The following is a 15,288-nucleotide window of genomic DNA, read 5'->3' as shown; positions in this document are numbered from 1 at the left end:
AATGTACAATGAGATCAGAAAAAGATCATTGGAAGGTTGGATGAGTCATGGGTGATGAAATCCGCAGAAATATGGCATTATTTCCTATTGGAATTGTAATGAAGTTAACTGATTTATCTGCAAGACAAATTCGTTATTATGAACAGCATAGTCTAATCGTACCTGCACGTACCTCTGGGAATCAACGTTTGTTCTCTTTTAATGATGTTGAGCGCCTATTAGAAATTAAGGCCTTGATTGAAAAGGGTGTTAACATTGCTGGCATCAAGCAAGTAATGAACCCAGTCTCGAAGGAATCCGAAGAAGCTACTGTGATTACCCCTGACACAGAGGTTAGACGTAGAGAGCTATCAGATTCGCAGCTTCACCGTTTGCTGAAGCAAGAACTAGTTTCCGGTAAAAGACCGGGACAGGTATCGCTTATTCAAGGTGAGTTATCCCGGTTTTTTAATAAATAATAATATACAGAGTTTTGAAAGGGAGAGGATCACGTGAGCTTTTCTAAAGAGGATATTTTACGCATTGCCAAGGAAGAGAATGTTCGTTTCATTCGTCTGCAATTTACAGATTTGTTAGGTACTATCAAAAATGTAGAGATTCCGGTTAGCCAATTGGAAAAAGCACTCGACAACAAAATGATGTTTGATGGTTCCTCCATCGAAGGTTATGTACGGATTGAAGAATCCGATATGTATCTCTTCCCAGACCTTGATACTTGGGTAATCTTCCCTTGGGTGACTGATAGCCGTGTTGCACGTCTGATTTGTGACGTGTATATGCCGGATGGTACTCCATTTGCTGGAGACCCACGTGGTATCCTGAAGCGTTGTCTGAAGGAAGCCGAAGAAATGGGCTTTACAGCGATGAATGTTGGACCTGAACCTGAATTCTTCTTGTTCAAAACAGACGAAAGAGGTAACCCAACTACAGAATTGAATGACCAAGGTGGTTATTTCGACTTAGCTCCTACAGACTTAGGGGAAAACTGCCGTCGTGAAATCGTATTGACCCTTGAAGAAATGGGCTTTGAAATCGAAGCTTCTCACCATGAAGTGGCTTCCGGCCAGCATGAAATTGATTTCAAATATGCTGACGCGATCACTTCTGCTGACCAAATTCAAACCTTTAAGCTCGTTGTGAAGACGGTTGCCCGTCAACATGGCTTGCATGCAACTTTTATGCCTAAACCATTGTTTGGTATTAACGGATCTGGTATGCACGCTCACCAATCCTTGTTTAATGGCAAAGAAAACATGTTCTACGATGAAAGTGACAAGCTAGGTCTGAGCAAAACTGCACGTTATTATATGGCTGGTATTTTGAAGCATGCTCGTGCTTTTGCAGCGATTACTAACCCAACAGTGAACTCTTACAAACGCCTTGTTCCTGGCTATGAAGCACCTTGTTACGTAGCTTGGTCTGCAAGTAACCGTAGCCCGATGATTCGTATCCCAGCTTCGAGAGGGCTTAGCACACGTGTTGAAGTTCGTAACCCGGACCCGGCAGCTAACCCATACCTCGCACTTGCTGTTATGTTGAAAGCAGGGCTAGACGGAATTAAGCGTAAGCTTGATCTTCCAGCTCCAATTGACCGTAACATCTATGTGATGTCTGAGGAAGAGCGTATTGAAGAAGGCATCCCAAGCTTGCCATCCGATTTGAAAGAAGCGCTAAGCGAAATGATCCGCAGCCATGTAATTACCGAAGCTCTCGGCGAACATGCGCTGGCTCACTTCTACGAACTGAAAGAAATCGAATGGGATATCTATCGTACACAAGTTCATGAGTGGGAAAGAAACCAATACATGACACTTTACTAGTTACATCAACCCTTGGCGCTCTAAGCGTTGAGGGTTTTTTTCTGTAGGGGTAAGGATAGGAGATATTGTAGAGGTTTATGAACGCCCCCGTAATGCCCCCAAAAAATGTAGTGATCATTCGAGGATACTTCTCATATGAGCTTCAAATTTATCCATGCTGCTTTCATTTATTTTCTTTGAAATATGTGTGTATATGTTCGCTGTGATTCTCATACTACCGTGACCTAAACGTTCTAGTACATACTTCATATCGTTACCAGCCTCAAGTATAAGAACAGCATGAGTGTGACGAAAAGAATGAATCGGCATCGCCGGGAGACCAATACGTTTCAAAATTCGCGAAAAAGAATTGAATAAAGAAGACTTTGGCATGAAGTTTCCATCATCTCTATAGGAACCCTTCCAAGCTAATTTATTTTGGTTCTGATATTTAATGTGTTGCTTTAGATCGCTAATGATAGATTGACTAATTTTTATCGTTCGTTGCGAATTAAACATTTTTGTATCTCCGAATAGAGTTGCTTCATCCTCAGCTGAAAAATCTAACGTCTTACAAATGTGGCAGCCGGTTTAGAATCTGAACCTCCACCGTTGTGGTAATGGTATTCTCCGTTTTCCAGTCCCCACTTTGCGCAATTTGTGCGGCAATAATGACCCCCATTTGCATCTGTGCGTCCTGGATGTGCCTCAGCAAGTACAGGCATCAATAATAAGAAAAGTGACATGAAGCTTGAAACAAAAATTCTTTTCATAAAAAATAAATACCCCAATGTTTGATTCTTGGAGTAGTCTATCAGAATACATTTTCACTTATCCCTTATTAAGCTAACGGGGCAGGATAGTTGAATGATTTCGCGAATAACTTAAGTCATGACGAATTTACGAAGTTCCCAAAAAGGCGTTAGCCGAAAGAAGTTCTTAGTTTAGGAGGAGTCTATATGATATTAGAAAAAGTTATAAATAGAATTGAAATACAAAGTGAATATAAGGATTTTGTTGATAAGTATATAGATAATATACTTACCGAATTCAAAGGTAAGATTCATAGCATTTATATGTGTGGCTCGATTCCAAAAGGAATTGCTAAACCTTTTACGTCAGATGCAGACTTTACTATTGTATGTGTAAATCCCAAAGATATTGATTACGAAAGATTGTCAAATATTAAAGACAGGCTTTTGGAAGAATATCCAATAGTAACTAAGATTGATACGATAATTTGCTCGATTGACGATGTATTAAGTAAACCAAATGAGTGGGGTTTTTGGGTAAAGATAATTTGTGTTTGCATATATGGTCATGACTTTGGTGAAAAAGTACCACCGATAATTATTTCTCCAGAGTTCATTTTAGACTTAAATACAGAGACCAAGGAGGAAGTAGATCGTATACATAGTTTACTTTCTAATGCTAGTGATAACACAATGAAAATTAGATATATTAAAGGTTACTCTAAGAGATTAATTCGTGCATTATACTCTTTGGTTTTAGAAGATACAGGTGTATGGCAAGATGACATTATTAAGATGAAGAATGCCATATTAAACTATTGTGAGATTGACTCCGCTTTAGTTGATTATCTGTATGCTTGTTACTTGGATAGTAATGTACTTGTTGAAGAGTTTCTGGGAATTGCAGATGAAGTATATAGCTATTTTGAGAACGCCTTAAATACAATGGCTGCTTCCAGAACTTCCTTCGACTAACACCATATTGACGCTCCGGGTCACTCTGAGAAGCGAGTGACCACATCCAGCCCCCTAAGCCCGTCGGGACGTCACTGCGTTAGGTGTTCGGCAAGCCTCACAACTATAAGCAGCGACTCTAATTAAAACATAAGACTATTGAGCTAACGGGAACTTTAGTTGAATAATACACATTAATGAGCAGGCGCTACGGTAGCCTGCTGTTTTCATTGAAGTAACGGGCAGATTTGCACAATAGTCACCGCAGTTTAATGCGACTTCAAAATAAAAAGGAGAGAAAAGACCCATGAATACTACACTTGGCAGATTAACAGGTCGAATCGCAATAGTAACAGGTGCAAGTCGCAGCACAGGAATCGGTGCTGCAGTGTGCAAAGAGTTGGCCTATCTAGGCGCTGATGTATTTTTTACACACTGGGTTAGTTACGATCAACAGATGCCCTGGGGTAGCAATAACGAGGAGCAAAAGCAACTTTGTGAGGAAATACGTTCCATGGGCGTTCGTTGCGAACACCTAATGATGGATCTTTCTGTACCTGAAAGCTTTATGGATTTATTAAATAACGTTGAGCAGAAGCTAGGAGAACCTTCCATTCTTGTTAACAATGCTTGTTATTCGGTTAACGATGACTTAACCACGATTACCCCAGAGTCTTTGGATGCACACTACGCAATTAATGTTAGGGCGGTAACTATGCTTAGTGTGGAATTCGCTAGACGGTTTACGCAATCGGCAGGTGGTCGAGTTATTAATATGACATCGGGCCAATCACTAGGCCCCATGGCTGGTGAAATCTCTTATGCCACAACGAAAGGGGCAATAGATGCTTTCACACGAACTTTTGCAGCAGAGGTGGGTCCGAAAGGCATCACCGTAAATGCGATAAATCCTGGACCCACAGACACCGGCTGGATGACTCCTGACCTACGACAGCAGTTATCTAAGCAATTTGTAACAGGTAGAGTAGGATTGCCTAAGGATGCAGCTCGTCTGGTTGCATTCATAGCCACCGATGATGGGGAGTGGATTACTGGCCAAGTTTTACATTCCACGGGTGGATTCAACTAACGGAGAACGATAGCTCAATGAGACACCTAGCTAATACGATGTGAAAATCGCCTCGTCAGTGATAATGCTGACGAGGCATTATAATTTGATGGGTCTTATATCAAATTCAGCCAGTCCTGGTGGCAGTGATTAGAAGTCGACTTCTTCGAGGGCTTCTGGTTAAATAATTATTAGTAACGGTTCATATATGTCAATCAACGCACCTATACGTTCGCTGATACCAATAAAAGTACCAATAGCTACAATACTTCCGCACCTTCCACCAAATCCGCTATCGTGATTGTCACAGATATGCACGGACTGTCCCGGCTTTAAATCTTCCCATCTCATAATTTAGAGGGTGCTCCTTGTTCTTCAAAAGTTCTCTGGGACATTCCAAAGTAAGCAGCCCTGTCATTTGAGTAATGGTTCTGTCGTTGTATCGGTAGCATCAGTGGCGTCTCCGGGAAACTATTTTCGTTTGCCGCGCGGGCGACGTTTTATGGTTCCTTTTTTCTTGTCCTTTAGTAGTAGATAAGCTGTGTAACATTGTATTGCTGCTGTTAGGAGTTGTACCATGTAGAAGAGTCATCACAGGGATAACCTGAACTGCTCTTTTATTGCTAAAAAAATTTTGTTTTATCTGTAATCAACTCTACGAGTAAGCGTCATAATAAAACCTTGCTGACCATGATGGTAGCAGGGTTTTTGTTCATACATTAAATTTCTTCCCTCACGGAGGCAATGGATCCTATGATACATCCACCAATGATTCCGGAACGAAGCCAATTAGCGATGGTTATCCGATATCTAAAGTTAATTTTAACGGCGATGATTCTCCCAATACGATTTTCAAGCCACTTTTAAGATAGCGATATTCTGGATTCTATTCCCTAGATTGAAATCTTCAATTGCATTTGTAGTACCTCTTCTGATTGAAAATTGGGCTATATTTCCTGCACACATAAACGCCCACAAAATGCTCACAAATAATAGAAGGAAGACAATGAAATCCGTAATCGTTTTCTCAGAGAACCCTTTATTTTAACGGAATTAGGTACTATTCAGACCATTATAAAAAGGCAAACTGTAAACCGGACTCGGTTCACGAGTGGGAAAGTAACCAATATATGACGCTTTACTAGAACCTTTAAACCCTTAACGCCTTTGGTGTTGAGTTTTTTTTGTGTGTGGGGGTAAGGATAGGAGATATTGTAGAGGTTTATGGACGCCCCCGTAATGCCCCCAAAAAATGTAGTGATCATTCGAGGATACTTCTCATATGAGCTTCAAATTTCTCCATACTGCTTTCATTTATTTTCTTTGAAATATGTGTGTATGTGCGCTGTGATTCTTATGCTACCATGACCTAAACGTGTTATTCCAAAGCTTGAAAGGGGTAATAAGCTGGCTAAACGATTTTATGAATTGGACTATAAGAATGCTCTCCAACTTGGGACAAGCCATTTTCGCGACAGGTAAAACTTCTTAGCCTCTTATAAGGAGAATGCTATGACTCAGTCAAATGATTGAATTTTTGAATTGCGAGCTCGGCCTTTTGATAAATTTCACTCGTATGTTTCGTTATCGATAATCAATTCAAAGGCGAATCCAAAGCATGCGTTACCTTTGAATTCGTTCTTGACTAAAATGTAAAAAAGCCAGAAGGCTTAACACCATCTAGCTTAGCTGCATAGCGAAAAGTGGATTATTAAGATGAGGGCAAAGAATATGGTTTTTGAGGAATTGTGCTGCAGACCATAGTTCGACAGTTGGAAAGTAAACGTTCGATCATATACGAAGTATCAGAAAGAAATGCGGGGAATAATGGTGGTATGGATAGAGCTGACGCATCGTTCACACACATCGTGGGCGGGACATTTGATTGGATCGAGAATGTGGATGAGTTCAACGTGTTAGGGAAGGCGCCGTCATGACACAGGTACAAGATAAGACTTACATTTGCACTCGAGAGAAGGCAGAGGGGACACGCTTAATATTATGAAAGTAAAGTTGTGTATTTCTGAAGGGCAGTCGATACAATGACTACTGATTTGCAGCTGAATTTAGTAGCAATAAATTATTATACTTCGCTGCATGCTTTTGCTCATCGAGAATAATGCCATATAAAGTATCCTTATAAACGCCATACGGAAGACCGAACCATATCTTTCGATACTTTTCAACCGCTGACAATTCACCTTGAAAGGCTTTTTGCAAACCATTGTTATACGAATTAACTTGTTCAGGGACTTCGTCGCTAACTCCTGTCACTTCATGTCCTGTCAATTCTCTGTACATTTGTCGAAACATAAGATTATGCCCACGTTCATCATTCCGAATAGAAGTAATAACTTCAGCTTGTTCTTTATTCGGAGCAAGTTGAATGAGTTGGTCATAAAAAAGTTCGTCATTTCGTTCACCTTGGACTGAAGTCCTCATTAATTCAAGAGCCTCTTGAGTTGAAGTTGCCCAAATGGGGACAAATTGAGATCTGAACCAATAAGGATACACCATATACATTAGCAAAACCTCCAATAATTTATAAGTATTCTATCAACAATCATATGCTCGCTAACTGATTGTATGAGCATGATCTCACTTCTTACTTTTTCTTAATTAGACCAAAGTCAAAAAAGTGGACGGTAAGAAATAGATTTTCTAGTAAATTGCTCAGCAAAACGAGCTGGTGAAAGATACCTTATCGATCCATACATTCGTTTGCGCACAATTGGTTTTCCTTATGATTTTCCAGTCGCCATCCAATGATTTCACGTGTTCACAGATTCATTACGCTAGCCAGATACAACCGACATCCCCGGCAAGGAATATATATAATGACAATGACCCAAACCCTGTTGGGTTTGAGAATCTTAAATTGTTGGTTTAAAGTGTTTGTAGCGATGGGATTATCATGCTTTTACGAGCTCCTCCGGTTGTGGAATCAACAAAGTCAACGGGCTATGTGGGAGCTGCAGCTCAGGGAAGATGAACGTGGATTTAATCTAGCTTTTAGTGATATCAGCAGCTTAGTGACTAAGTGCCGCTTTAGTAACTGTAATCTAACTGTAATCTTAAACTGATAAAACTTTAACGCCTTTGCCATTGAGGGTTTACTTTGTTTTTGTATAGGCAGCCTGCTGGCCTTTTGAGTATCATTTATGATATACCTATAAAACGCCTACAAACAGTTTGTTAATCGAGGATATTATACAGGCTAATAATTTTGATGTGTAAGAAGTTGTTCATTTATCATAAATAATGGGATATCATGGGAGATAGATGAATTAAATGCAGAGACGGAGGAGTGAATTTGGATATAGTTTGGTCAAACTTAATATTAACTTTGATAATTTTCGGGATATTAGTGGTTTTGATTTTTAAAGGTATTAGTTTATTAGTAAGAAGTTATAAATCAAAAAAATAACTCTATAGACGATTATACATAGTCATGGTCAGTCATTGGTTATATTCCCGCATCGTGACTATAAAAGAATTTATCAAAGAGTATTGACACAAGACCTGAGTTACAGACCATTAAGAATGGCGATTTACAGACCCCCCCCGCGGTTGGCTGTGAGTCGCTATTTTATTATTTTTGTATATTCTAAAAGTGTTAAAGTAAAAGTGATTGTAAATTTTTTTTCACTTTAATTGTTTTATCGTCTACCTTGCTCTTGCTCAGTCCAATTAACCTTATGAAACCGAGAAGAACTAAGATCTCATGGGTCACTTTATGGAATCTGGTGGCATTAATTAAGATAGTTGGTGCCCGAATCGTCCGGGAACAATTTGAATTTCGAGCACAACTCCATAGCTGTAAATAAGAACGAGTCGATTGTTTGAAATTTTTCAATCCGTAGCAATAAAATTGAGAAAAGGTTTGAAGAATAAGAGGACACGTCACTCATGTGGGTAATAACTAATATAGTAATAAGGAGGTGCGTAATGAAAAAAATATTATTAACTACAGTTATTAGTATTCTTCTGTCTTCCTCAATTCTCGGTGCATGTAGTAACAATAAAACAACAGACGAGGCAAAACCTACAGCGTCAAGTGCAGCGACAATGCCAGTTGTTGAAGCTACAAGCACTCCTGAACCTTCTGCTACTCCTTCTATGGAGGCGCAGGAGTCCGCCAGTCCGGAGGCCACTGATCCTCTAACATCCGATCGGCCAAAGACCAAAGCATTTGGTGAACAGGAGGGAGGGGTCTCAGGGCAAGAAGGTACACTTGGGAAAGGTGATGGATATTCCCTGTATGTTTTTCAGGGTTTCACACTAGACTCACAGTCTGGTCGTTTATCATTAACTGAGGATCCAACCTATTATGCCGAAATTAAACACTTACCTGCCGATTACGATCTCACAGCTTTGAAGCAGCAGGGACAAACCGAGCTTTCTGCAATTGGCAAAGCCAACGACCATAGCGGGGAACTAATTGAACATCCTCTAGGTTTTGCTGAACTATATCTGCAGGCAACCGGTGATAAAGGGATAGAAGATTATATGGTCTGGAAGAATCAGGCGGGGGAAGCTTTTCTTTTTCGGATACACAATCCTAAGGGGGATTCGTCGAATAAGTTTGCACCTTGGGTGATGGTTTCACTGGCAACACTTGAACTTGAAAGGAATTAAGTGTGATCAGAGCCGAAGGAGTTGTGCGGAGTAGAAGGGGTGTGCCATAACCATAATCAAAAAAATGGTTGTTGGCACACTTCTTCTTCTTTTTGGTACCTTACTTCATTCGAACGCCAATTTTCGTTTGCTGAGGTTGCAAATTTCGCGTATGAGCCTGCTATAGGATCCAGCAGACCTTATACGAAGCTTTACCCTACATTTGGGATAATAAAGGACTCCATAGTCGCAATTGGCAATAAAAAGACCTAATATGAGCTTCTTTTTTAGGAATAACGTCACTGGAGTCCGAAACCATGCTCCAAAGGCTGAAAATTAGCAAATAGCGTCATCTGGGTCCGAAAGTCAGGGCACGTAGTAGAGGGATTTAATGTTAAAATATCTTATATATAGATAACTAATTCTTTCCTGGGAAGGAGTAAGTTCATGCAAATTTTTATTTACATAGGATTGGGCTTCTTTATAATTTCAGGTATATGTGTTGGAGCCTTCACGACAGGTACACAACAAAGAGGTAACTTTTATTCGGAATCTAAGCAAGACCGTAAAGCTAAAAAAAAAGTAGCGAATTGGTCCGCTTTAGGTGGTCTTATTTCATTAGCTGTAGCTGGGATTCTTTATTTGTTGTAAATGAACGCACAACATAAGGAGGAGTGTTGCAGATGGTGAAGATTTTTAATGAAAATACGGTCTCTTTTACACAAAAACAGTCCCCGATCCCAGAGTTTGCTTGGCATACGAGTGAAAGGTTAGCTGAAATGGTGGGCTCCAAGCATTTAGTTTTTGATATCAGATCTTTAGATCCTGATAAATATTCTTTTCCTTATCATTTTCATAGAAATGCTGAAGAAATATTTGTGATTTTAGCGGGAAAAGCGATGTTAAGAACACCCGAGGGTTTTACGGAGGTTACTGAAGGGGATGTAATATTTTTTGAAATGGGACCGGAAGGGGCGCACCAGCTTTATAATCATTCCGATGCACCATGCAGGTATCTGGATCTCCGAACGAATCAGGGAATAGATGTTTGCGAATATCCAGACTCAGGCAAAATCAACATTTTGCCCTATCAAGAAATCTATCAAGCAGATGAACAGGCGGATTATTGTAAGGGAGAAGAGCATGTAAGGGAAAAATGGAATGGGGGAGTGTAATTGATTAAAGATCGTTGGTTTACAGTAACTGAAATTGATCCGACCACCTATGCAATCAGTGAATATGGACATTGGGAAAAGGTGCATTCTTTTTTACTCTTGGGGCAAAAACAAGCCGCGTTAATTGATACGGGATTAGGTATTGATAATATAAAAAGAATAACGGACCAGTTAACGGATTTACCTATCGCTGTCATAACTACGCATGTGCATGCAGATCATATTGGCAGTCATGGGCAATTCGAGACAATCTATGTTCATAAAGCGGATGAGGATTGGCTGATTAACGGAATAAAAGGCTTGTCCCTTGCCCAGATTCGAAAAGATATGAGCCGGGACATCACCCTTCCTGTTCCTGAAACCTTTGATCCTAACACCTACATACCTTTTCAAGGGAAACCAACAGCTCTTTTACAAGAAGGGGATGTGCTCGACATAGGCGGGCGCAAAATAGAAATTTACCACACACCAGGTCATTCGCCAGGTCATATCAGCCTTTTTGATCATGCCAACGGATATCTGTTTACAGGTGATTTATTGTATGACGTTACGCCAATCTATGCCTTTTACCCTTCGACTAGTCCGGTTGATTTAGTGGCATCCTTAGAAAAGATTACGGAAATTCCAGGAGTTACCCAAGTATTCGGTTCTCATAATACACTGGGTTTAGATCCATCTATTTTACAAGAGGTCGAAAAGGCAGTTCGTGAGTTACGTGAGCAAAAGGTAGTGGAACATGGTACGGGCATTCACCAGTTTGATGGGTTTAGTGTGCAATTTTAGATTTTTCTATGTCGAAAACAAATGGGGGTATGGCGATATGGTGTCTACATCAAAGGCTTTTGCGAAAAATAATTCACACATCTTATTGCGCAAAAAACAACTTAATTATTCAGATACGATTGACCTGAACAGTGCATGCAATTGTTGTACTTGGGAGTAAGCTTCCTTGTACTGGTTGTCGGATTGTTGAATAGGCAATAAACCCGGCAAGAAGGAGATACAATACACAGGCGTTTCTTTGCTGTTCATATATATTTTAAGCGTAAGCTCTTCTATCACATTAGCTTCTTCATCGGTGTCCTTAAGGACATTAATATCTGCACTTGTTGCAGTAGTTTTGCTGTTTTGATGTCTTTTGGAGACTTTTGAAAGGGTGAGTGCGTTAACCACAATCTCGGATCCCATTACATTATCAAAAGAGTATAGCTTTGCTACTGCTTTTTTGTTACTCTTCGGATTTTTGGTGCCAATTGCTAATTTTTTATTAGGCTCGTTAAGTGCGATCAAGTGAGATTGATTGGGGGGAATGAATGTTTTGGTGAAGCTGATGTTAAAAGATGAGGTCGCATTAACTAGCTTAGAAATTTCAGATGAAGCAGATAGCGTTTTCAATTTTATAATGGCGGCACTTAGAATTAAAACAACTCCTAAAATAGCAAATAAGTACATCAGGATAATCAGCATATAATCACACCTCCTAGTTATCTCATTAGACTCAAATTGTTGCTTATTGAAAGATATGCCTGAATGATCTCCACTAGTATCTTTTAAAAGGGAAATTCGTGGAATTATAGGATCGACTTCACGATTAACCCAAAAAAAGCACCCAGAGAAACCTTCCGATTCTGCAAATGATGCAAAATTGGGGGTTGCTGCAAGAGTGCTTTTTAAGGTGATTATGTAAACCTATAGAAAATTGAAGGCAGTGATATGATCGGTATAAACAATCAGCTGTTTGTATTCGATCGGAGTCCCATAACTAGCATAAGGTCTTACAGTAACGTCATTGAGGACAACAAAGTTATAGCTGAAATTTTTATCAGGGTGTTCTGCTCCCAAATAAGATATGTATTCGTCTACAATTACATCATCCATCAACGATTTTAAATCAAATACATCCTCTTTGTTGGAGACGGTTGGAGAGACGATTCCCTGAATGCTGCCAAAAGAGGTGAGCAAATTCACTTTTTTTCCACTAGCTTGTTCATCATTTAAAAGTAAACCGGACAGCTTACCCAGTGCATCGACTTTAAAATCGACGAGGGTTCTAATTTTTGAATTATTCAAACTAAACACATCCTTTTCAATTTGCAATCCTGTTAACAATATTCGACATATAATCATCAAACTCCTAGTATGCTAATGAAAAAATACTTACTTATGTAATGACCCCCATTTTTTAATGTGATTTGGGGGTTGCCGAGCCTCCATTCGAATTTAATTTCTTATCGTTACTCGTGTGCCTATAGGGACAATAGCAGCGAGTGCTAACACATCCTCGTTGTACATCCGGATGCAGCCGTGGGACACCTCTTTCCCAATGGAGGAAGGGTCATTGTTTCCATGAATTCCGTAGTGTGGTTTAGACAGTCCCATCCAAAAAACACCGAAGGGACCCCCTGGGTCGGGTTGTTTGTTAATAATAGTGAATTCACCCACTGGGGATTGGGTTAACATCTTACCGATGCCGACAGGGAAACCTCTAATCACAATATCATTGTCCAGAAGATATAACATTCGTTGGGTCAGATCTACAATAATTCGGTAGTTGGGCATTATACGCAACACTCCTTTCTAATTAGGATATGAGCAGAACGCCTAAAGGGTTATTCATAGAAAATGGCCATTTTAGCCATTGGGAACAAGTGTTCGTAAGTGGTTGGAAAAGCAAAAAAACGTAGAAAAAAGGCTGGTCCGCATATGCGGACCAGCCTTTTATGTTAGAAGTGCATACTTAGTGAATATCTCGAAACAATCCGATGACTCTTCCGAGAATAGTTACGCGATTAAGGCGAAGCGGCTCATAAGCTGGATTCTCCGGCTGAAGCCGTATATGATCACGTTCCTTGTAAAAGGTCTTAACGGTTGCTTCATCTTCTTCCGTCATGGCTACAACGATATCTCCGTTGTCCGCTGTTTGTTGTTGGCGAACAATCACATAGTCACCATTCATAATGCCTGCGTCCACCATACTATCACCCATGACAGACAGCATAAATACTTTGTTGTCACCTACATAGTGAGTAGGAAGTGGGAAGTAGTCTTCGATATTCTCTGTAGCAGTGATAGGTACCCCGGCGGTAACTTTACCTACAACAGGAATCCGTGAGATGGTCTGCGCGAATTGGTGAACATTCTCTGAATCCTCTTGGCCTAGTAATTCTATTGCACGTGGCTTCGTTGGATCTCGACGAATAAGTCCCTTCTTCTCAAGCCGGTCCAAATGACCGTGAACTGTGGAGCTGGAAGCAAGGCCAACAGCTTCTCCAATTTCCCGGACGGAAGGTGGATAACCCTTGCTGCGGACTTCGCTTCGTATAAATTCCAGGATCGCCAGCTGGCGACTTGAAATCTTTGACATTGGAATCAACCCCATATAGTAATGTTTGGGAAAATTATAACATAGAACTACCGTTCGCACAAACATAAGTTCTAACTATTATAAATATTAATCTGCTAGAGTTAAAAAATGGTAGACAAATGATAATAAAATGAACCGCTTGAGTCTCTCGAAAAAAAGAGAACAATTGTTCTGAAATAGTATTGAACAAAACACATGTTCGTGTTATTATAAATTCGAAAGTAAGAACAAGTGTTTGGAGGATGATGATTATGCTAAAATACAGTACATACCGCAGCATCTACGACAAGGCCCCTGTGGTTGAATCTATAGGACATAATGACGTTGCCCGTAATTCCGCTAAGGTGAAAGAGATAACGGAACGTTTGCTTGGAGGGATGATTTCGTTGTTCCGTCAAGATTTCTTTATTAAGTTAATATTGATTTTCGTGCTAGTATTATCTGGCCTAACAGTAGTGGGAAATGTGTTTGCAGGATCGACGACTATAATGAAGGAAGAGAAGCGGATTGTGGTTGAACGTGGAGATACACTATGGAGTATTGCTCTTAAGAATAAACCAGCTGATATGAAGACAGTTGTTTATATAGAAGGAATTAAACGTTCAAGTGGGATTAAGAGTAGTCAAATTAACGCTGGAGACATACTTACTTTACCTATTTATTAATTTTCTGAGAACATAATAGAATGACCAGTAGAGCTTGCAGGGAGTAGACCTTGACAAGCTCTTTTTCTCATGGCAGAGTTAGAATTAATTTATAGGGGGAGGGAAAGTATTGAATATTGATGAGTTGGTCGCGCGAATTAACGAATTGGCACGCAAACAGAAGAGCGTAGGCCTTAATCAAGAGGAAGTGGCGGAACGCGCCAAGCTTCGTGAAATTTACCTGGGGAATATCCGCAATAACTTCCGAGCACAATTAAATACTATTGAAGTAGTAGATAACGATGAGCATGAACAAGGTAACAAGGGGCTTAAACATTAGCTCGCTGTTCCTTTTCATAGATATTTCAGGATGACTAGGGGGAACGCACATGGCCCGTTCTTGGGAAAGAATGGTTCAACGCAACACACAGCAAATCAACAAGCAAAGAAAGAAACAAGGCAAGGATACGATTTATGCCTCTAAATCTCCTACCCAGAATGCCGAAGTCTTTAAAGGTCGCAACATTGCATTTCCGGTAGTGTTAGTGATACTTGGTACTATGTTTTGGGTAGTTGGTTCTATTGATCAGGCCAAAGGCAATGGCATGCTGGCTAATTGGCTGGGAGTAGTACTGTACTATTTGCTGGCAGCGCTATTGTTCTTCCGTCGTCCGTACTTGAAGGTGGAAAAAGCAAGACTGTCCACTATTAAATTCAATCGCGAACGCGGACTTCCAGCTGCAGATATTGAGAAAATCACCCTTTCGCGTGGAGCTGTAGTCATTAAGCACAAAGGGAAACGTACGAAATGGATTTTCACAAAACTTATGAATCGCTATGATACTAATGCGATGAGTACACGATTAGAAGCATTTGCTAAAGCTCACAACATTGAAGTAGTTCACGAATAGAAC

At 40.1% G+C, this 15,288-nt stretch carries 17 protein-coding genes and 1 pseudogene; 11 read left to right on the top strand and 7 right to left on the bottom strand.

Annotation, left to right across the window (positions count from 1 at the left end; translation table 11 throughout):
* The first annotated feature begins 47 nt into the window (after positions 1 to 47).
* The gene (locus MHI25_RS17640; RefSeq protein ID WP_019910684.1) at positions 48 to 458 is read left to right on the top strand and encodes a MerR family transcriptional regulator; all 411 of its coding nucleotides are present in this window, start codon (positions 48 to 50) and stop codon (positions 456 to 458) included.
* A gap of 33 nt (positions 459 to 491) precedes the next feature.
* Entirely contained in the window at positions 492 to 1,820 is a 1,329-nt protein-coding gene (gene glnA / locus MHI25_RS17635; protein WP_036687730.1) for a type I glutamate--ammonia ligase, read from the top strand.
* Positions 1,821 to 1,934: 114 nt separating this feature from the next.
* On the opposite strand, the gene MHI25_RS17630 is transcribed toward glnA, so the two are convergent.
* Together MHI25_RS17630 and MHI25_RS17625 are read right to left on the bottom strand one after the other, a co-directional pair.
* On the bottom strand, positions 1,935 to 2,318 hold the full coding sequence (locus MHI25_RS17630) for a tyrosine-type recombinase/integrase (protein WP_340393802.1): 384 nt from the start codon (positions 2,316 to 2,318) through the stop codon (positions 1,935 to 1,937).
* A gap of 83 nt (positions 2,319 to 2,401) precedes the next feature.
* Positions 2,402 to 2,572 (bottom strand): annotated as a pseudogene (locus tag MHI25_RS17625) (YHYH domain-containing protein); the annotation flags it as partial.
* Positions 2,573 to 2,758: 186 nt separating this feature from the next.
* Here MHI25_RS17625 and MHI25_RS17620 point away from each other — a divergent pair.
* On the top strand, positions 2,759 to 3,526 hold the full coding sequence (locus MHI25_RS17620) for a nucleotidyltransferase (protein WP_340393801.1): 768 nt from the start codon (positions 2,759 to 2,761) through the stop codon (positions 3,524 to 3,526).
* A 286-nt stretch (positions 3,527 to 3,812) separates the two neighbouring features.
* Positions 3,813 to 4,595 carry an SDR family oxidoreductase gene (locus tag MHI25_RS17615; RefSeq protein ID WP_340393799.1) on the top strand — a complete coding sequence of 261 codons (783 nt, stop codon included), beginning with the start codon at positions 3,813 to 3,815 and terminating at the stop codon, positions 4,593 to 4,595.
* 2,025 nt (positions 4,596 to 6,620) lie between these two features.
* On the opposite strand, the gene MHI25_RS17610 is transcribed toward MHI25_RS17615, so the two are convergent.
* Complete coding sequence (locus MHI25_RS17610) at positions 6,621 to 7,097, bottom strand: ferritin-like domain-containing protein (protein WP_076281709.1); 477 nt, start codon at positions 7,095 to 7,097, stop codon at positions 6,621 to 6,623.
* A 1,425-nt stretch (positions 7,098 to 8,522) separates the two neighbouring features.
* Between MHI25_RS17610 and MHI25_RS17605 the strand changes: the two genes are divergently transcribed.
* From MHI25_RS17605 to MHI25_RS17590, 4 genes are all read left to right on the top strand, one after another.
* Positions 8,523 to 9,212 (top strand): hypothetical protein, encoded by a 690-nt coding sequence (locus tag MHI25_RS17605; protein ID WP_340391880.1) that lies wholly within the window; start codon positions 8,523 to 8,525, stop codon positions 9,210 to 9,212.
* Between the two features lie 426 nt (positions 9,213 to 9,638).
* Positions 9,639 to 9,842: a DUF5316 domain-containing protein gene (locus MHI25_RS17600; RefSeq protein ID WP_076190187.1), complete on the top strand. Its 204-nt coding sequence runs from the start codon at positions 9,639 to 9,641 to the stop codon at positions 9,840 to 9,842.
* 32 nt (positions 9,843 to 9,874) lie between these two features.
* Positions 9,875 to 10,366 carry a cupin domain-containing protein gene (locus tag MHI25_RS17595; protein WP_076184439.1) on the top strand — a complete coding sequence of 164 codons (492 nt, stop codon included), beginning with the start codon at positions 9,875 to 9,877 and terminating at the stop codon, positions 10,364 to 10,366.
* Positions 10,367 to 11,149: an MBL fold metallo-hydrolase gene (locus MHI25_RS17590; RefSeq protein ID WP_340393795.1), complete on the top strand. Its 783-nt coding sequence runs from the start codon at positions 10,367 to 10,369 to the stop codon at positions 11,147 to 11,149.
* Between the two features lie 105 nt (positions 11,150 to 11,254).
* On the opposite strand, the gene MHI25_RS17585 is transcribed toward MHI25_RS17590, so the two are convergent.
* The 4 genes from MHI25_RS17585 to lexA all read right to left on the bottom strand — a co-directional run bounded on the left by MHI25_RS17585 (position 11,255) and on the right by lexA (position 13,730).
* On the bottom strand, positions 11,255 to 11,833 hold the full coding sequence (locus MHI25_RS17585) for a hypothetical protein (RefSeq protein ID WP_076128403.1): 579 nt from the start codon (positions 11,831 to 11,833) through the stop codon (positions 11,255 to 11,257).
* 222 nt (positions 11,834 to 12,055) lie between these two features.
* A complete protein-coding gene (locus MHI25_RS17580) occupies positions 12,056 to 12,436 on the bottom strand; it encodes a hypothetical protein (RefSeq protein WP_139329870.1) in 381 nt (126 codons plus the stop codon).
* Between the two features lie 150 nt (positions 12,437 to 12,586).
* Positions 12,587 to 12,925, bottom strand: coding sequence for a L,D-transpeptidase (locus MHI25_RS17575; RefSeq protein WP_076128407.1), 339 nt, complete (start codon positions 12,923 to 12,925; stop codon positions 12,587 to 12,589).
* A gap of 178 nt (positions 12,926 to 13,103) precedes the next feature.
* The gene (lexA, locus tag MHI25_RS17570; protein ID WP_036687720.1) at positions 13,104 to 13,730 is read right to left on the bottom strand and encodes a transcriptional repressor LexA; all 627 of its coding nucleotides are present in this window, start codon (positions 13,728 to 13,730) and stop codon (positions 13,104 to 13,106) included.
* A gap of 251 nt (positions 13,731 to 13,981) precedes the next feature.
* On the opposite strand from lexA, the gene MHI25_RS17565 reads away from it, so the two are divergent.
* The 3 genes from MHI25_RS17565 (at position 13,982) to MHI25_RS17555 (ending at position 15,285) form a co-directional block, all read left to right on the top strand.
* Entirely contained in the window at positions 13,982 to 14,395 is a 414-nt protein-coding gene (locus tag MHI25_RS17565) for a LysM peptidoglycan-binding domain-containing protein (RefSeq protein ID WP_076128409.1), read from the top strand.
* 109 nt (positions 14,396 to 14,504) lie between these two features.
* Entirely contained in the window at positions 14,505 to 14,714 is a 210-nt protein-coding gene (locus tag MHI25_RS17560; protein ID WP_036687717.1) for a DUF896 domain-containing protein, read from the top strand.
* 49 nt (positions 14,715 to 14,763) lie between these two features.
* Positions 14,764 to 15,285, top strand: coding sequence for a hypothetical protein (locus MHI25_RS17555; RefSeq protein ID WP_076128411.1), 522 nt, complete (start codon positions 14,764 to 14,766; stop codon positions 15,283 to 15,285).
* Positions 15,286 to 15,288: the final 3 nt, after the last annotated feature.

The organism is Paenibacillus sp. FSL E2-0177 (genome assembly GCF_037992975.1).
Taxonomy (GTDB): Bacteria; Bacillota; Bacilli; order Paenibacillales; family Paenibacillaceae; genus Paenibacillus_AQ; species Paenibacillus_AQ odorifer.
The sequence above is the reverse complement of the archived record's forward strand: the minus strand, read 5'-3'. Positions and strand labels throughout refer to the sequence as shown.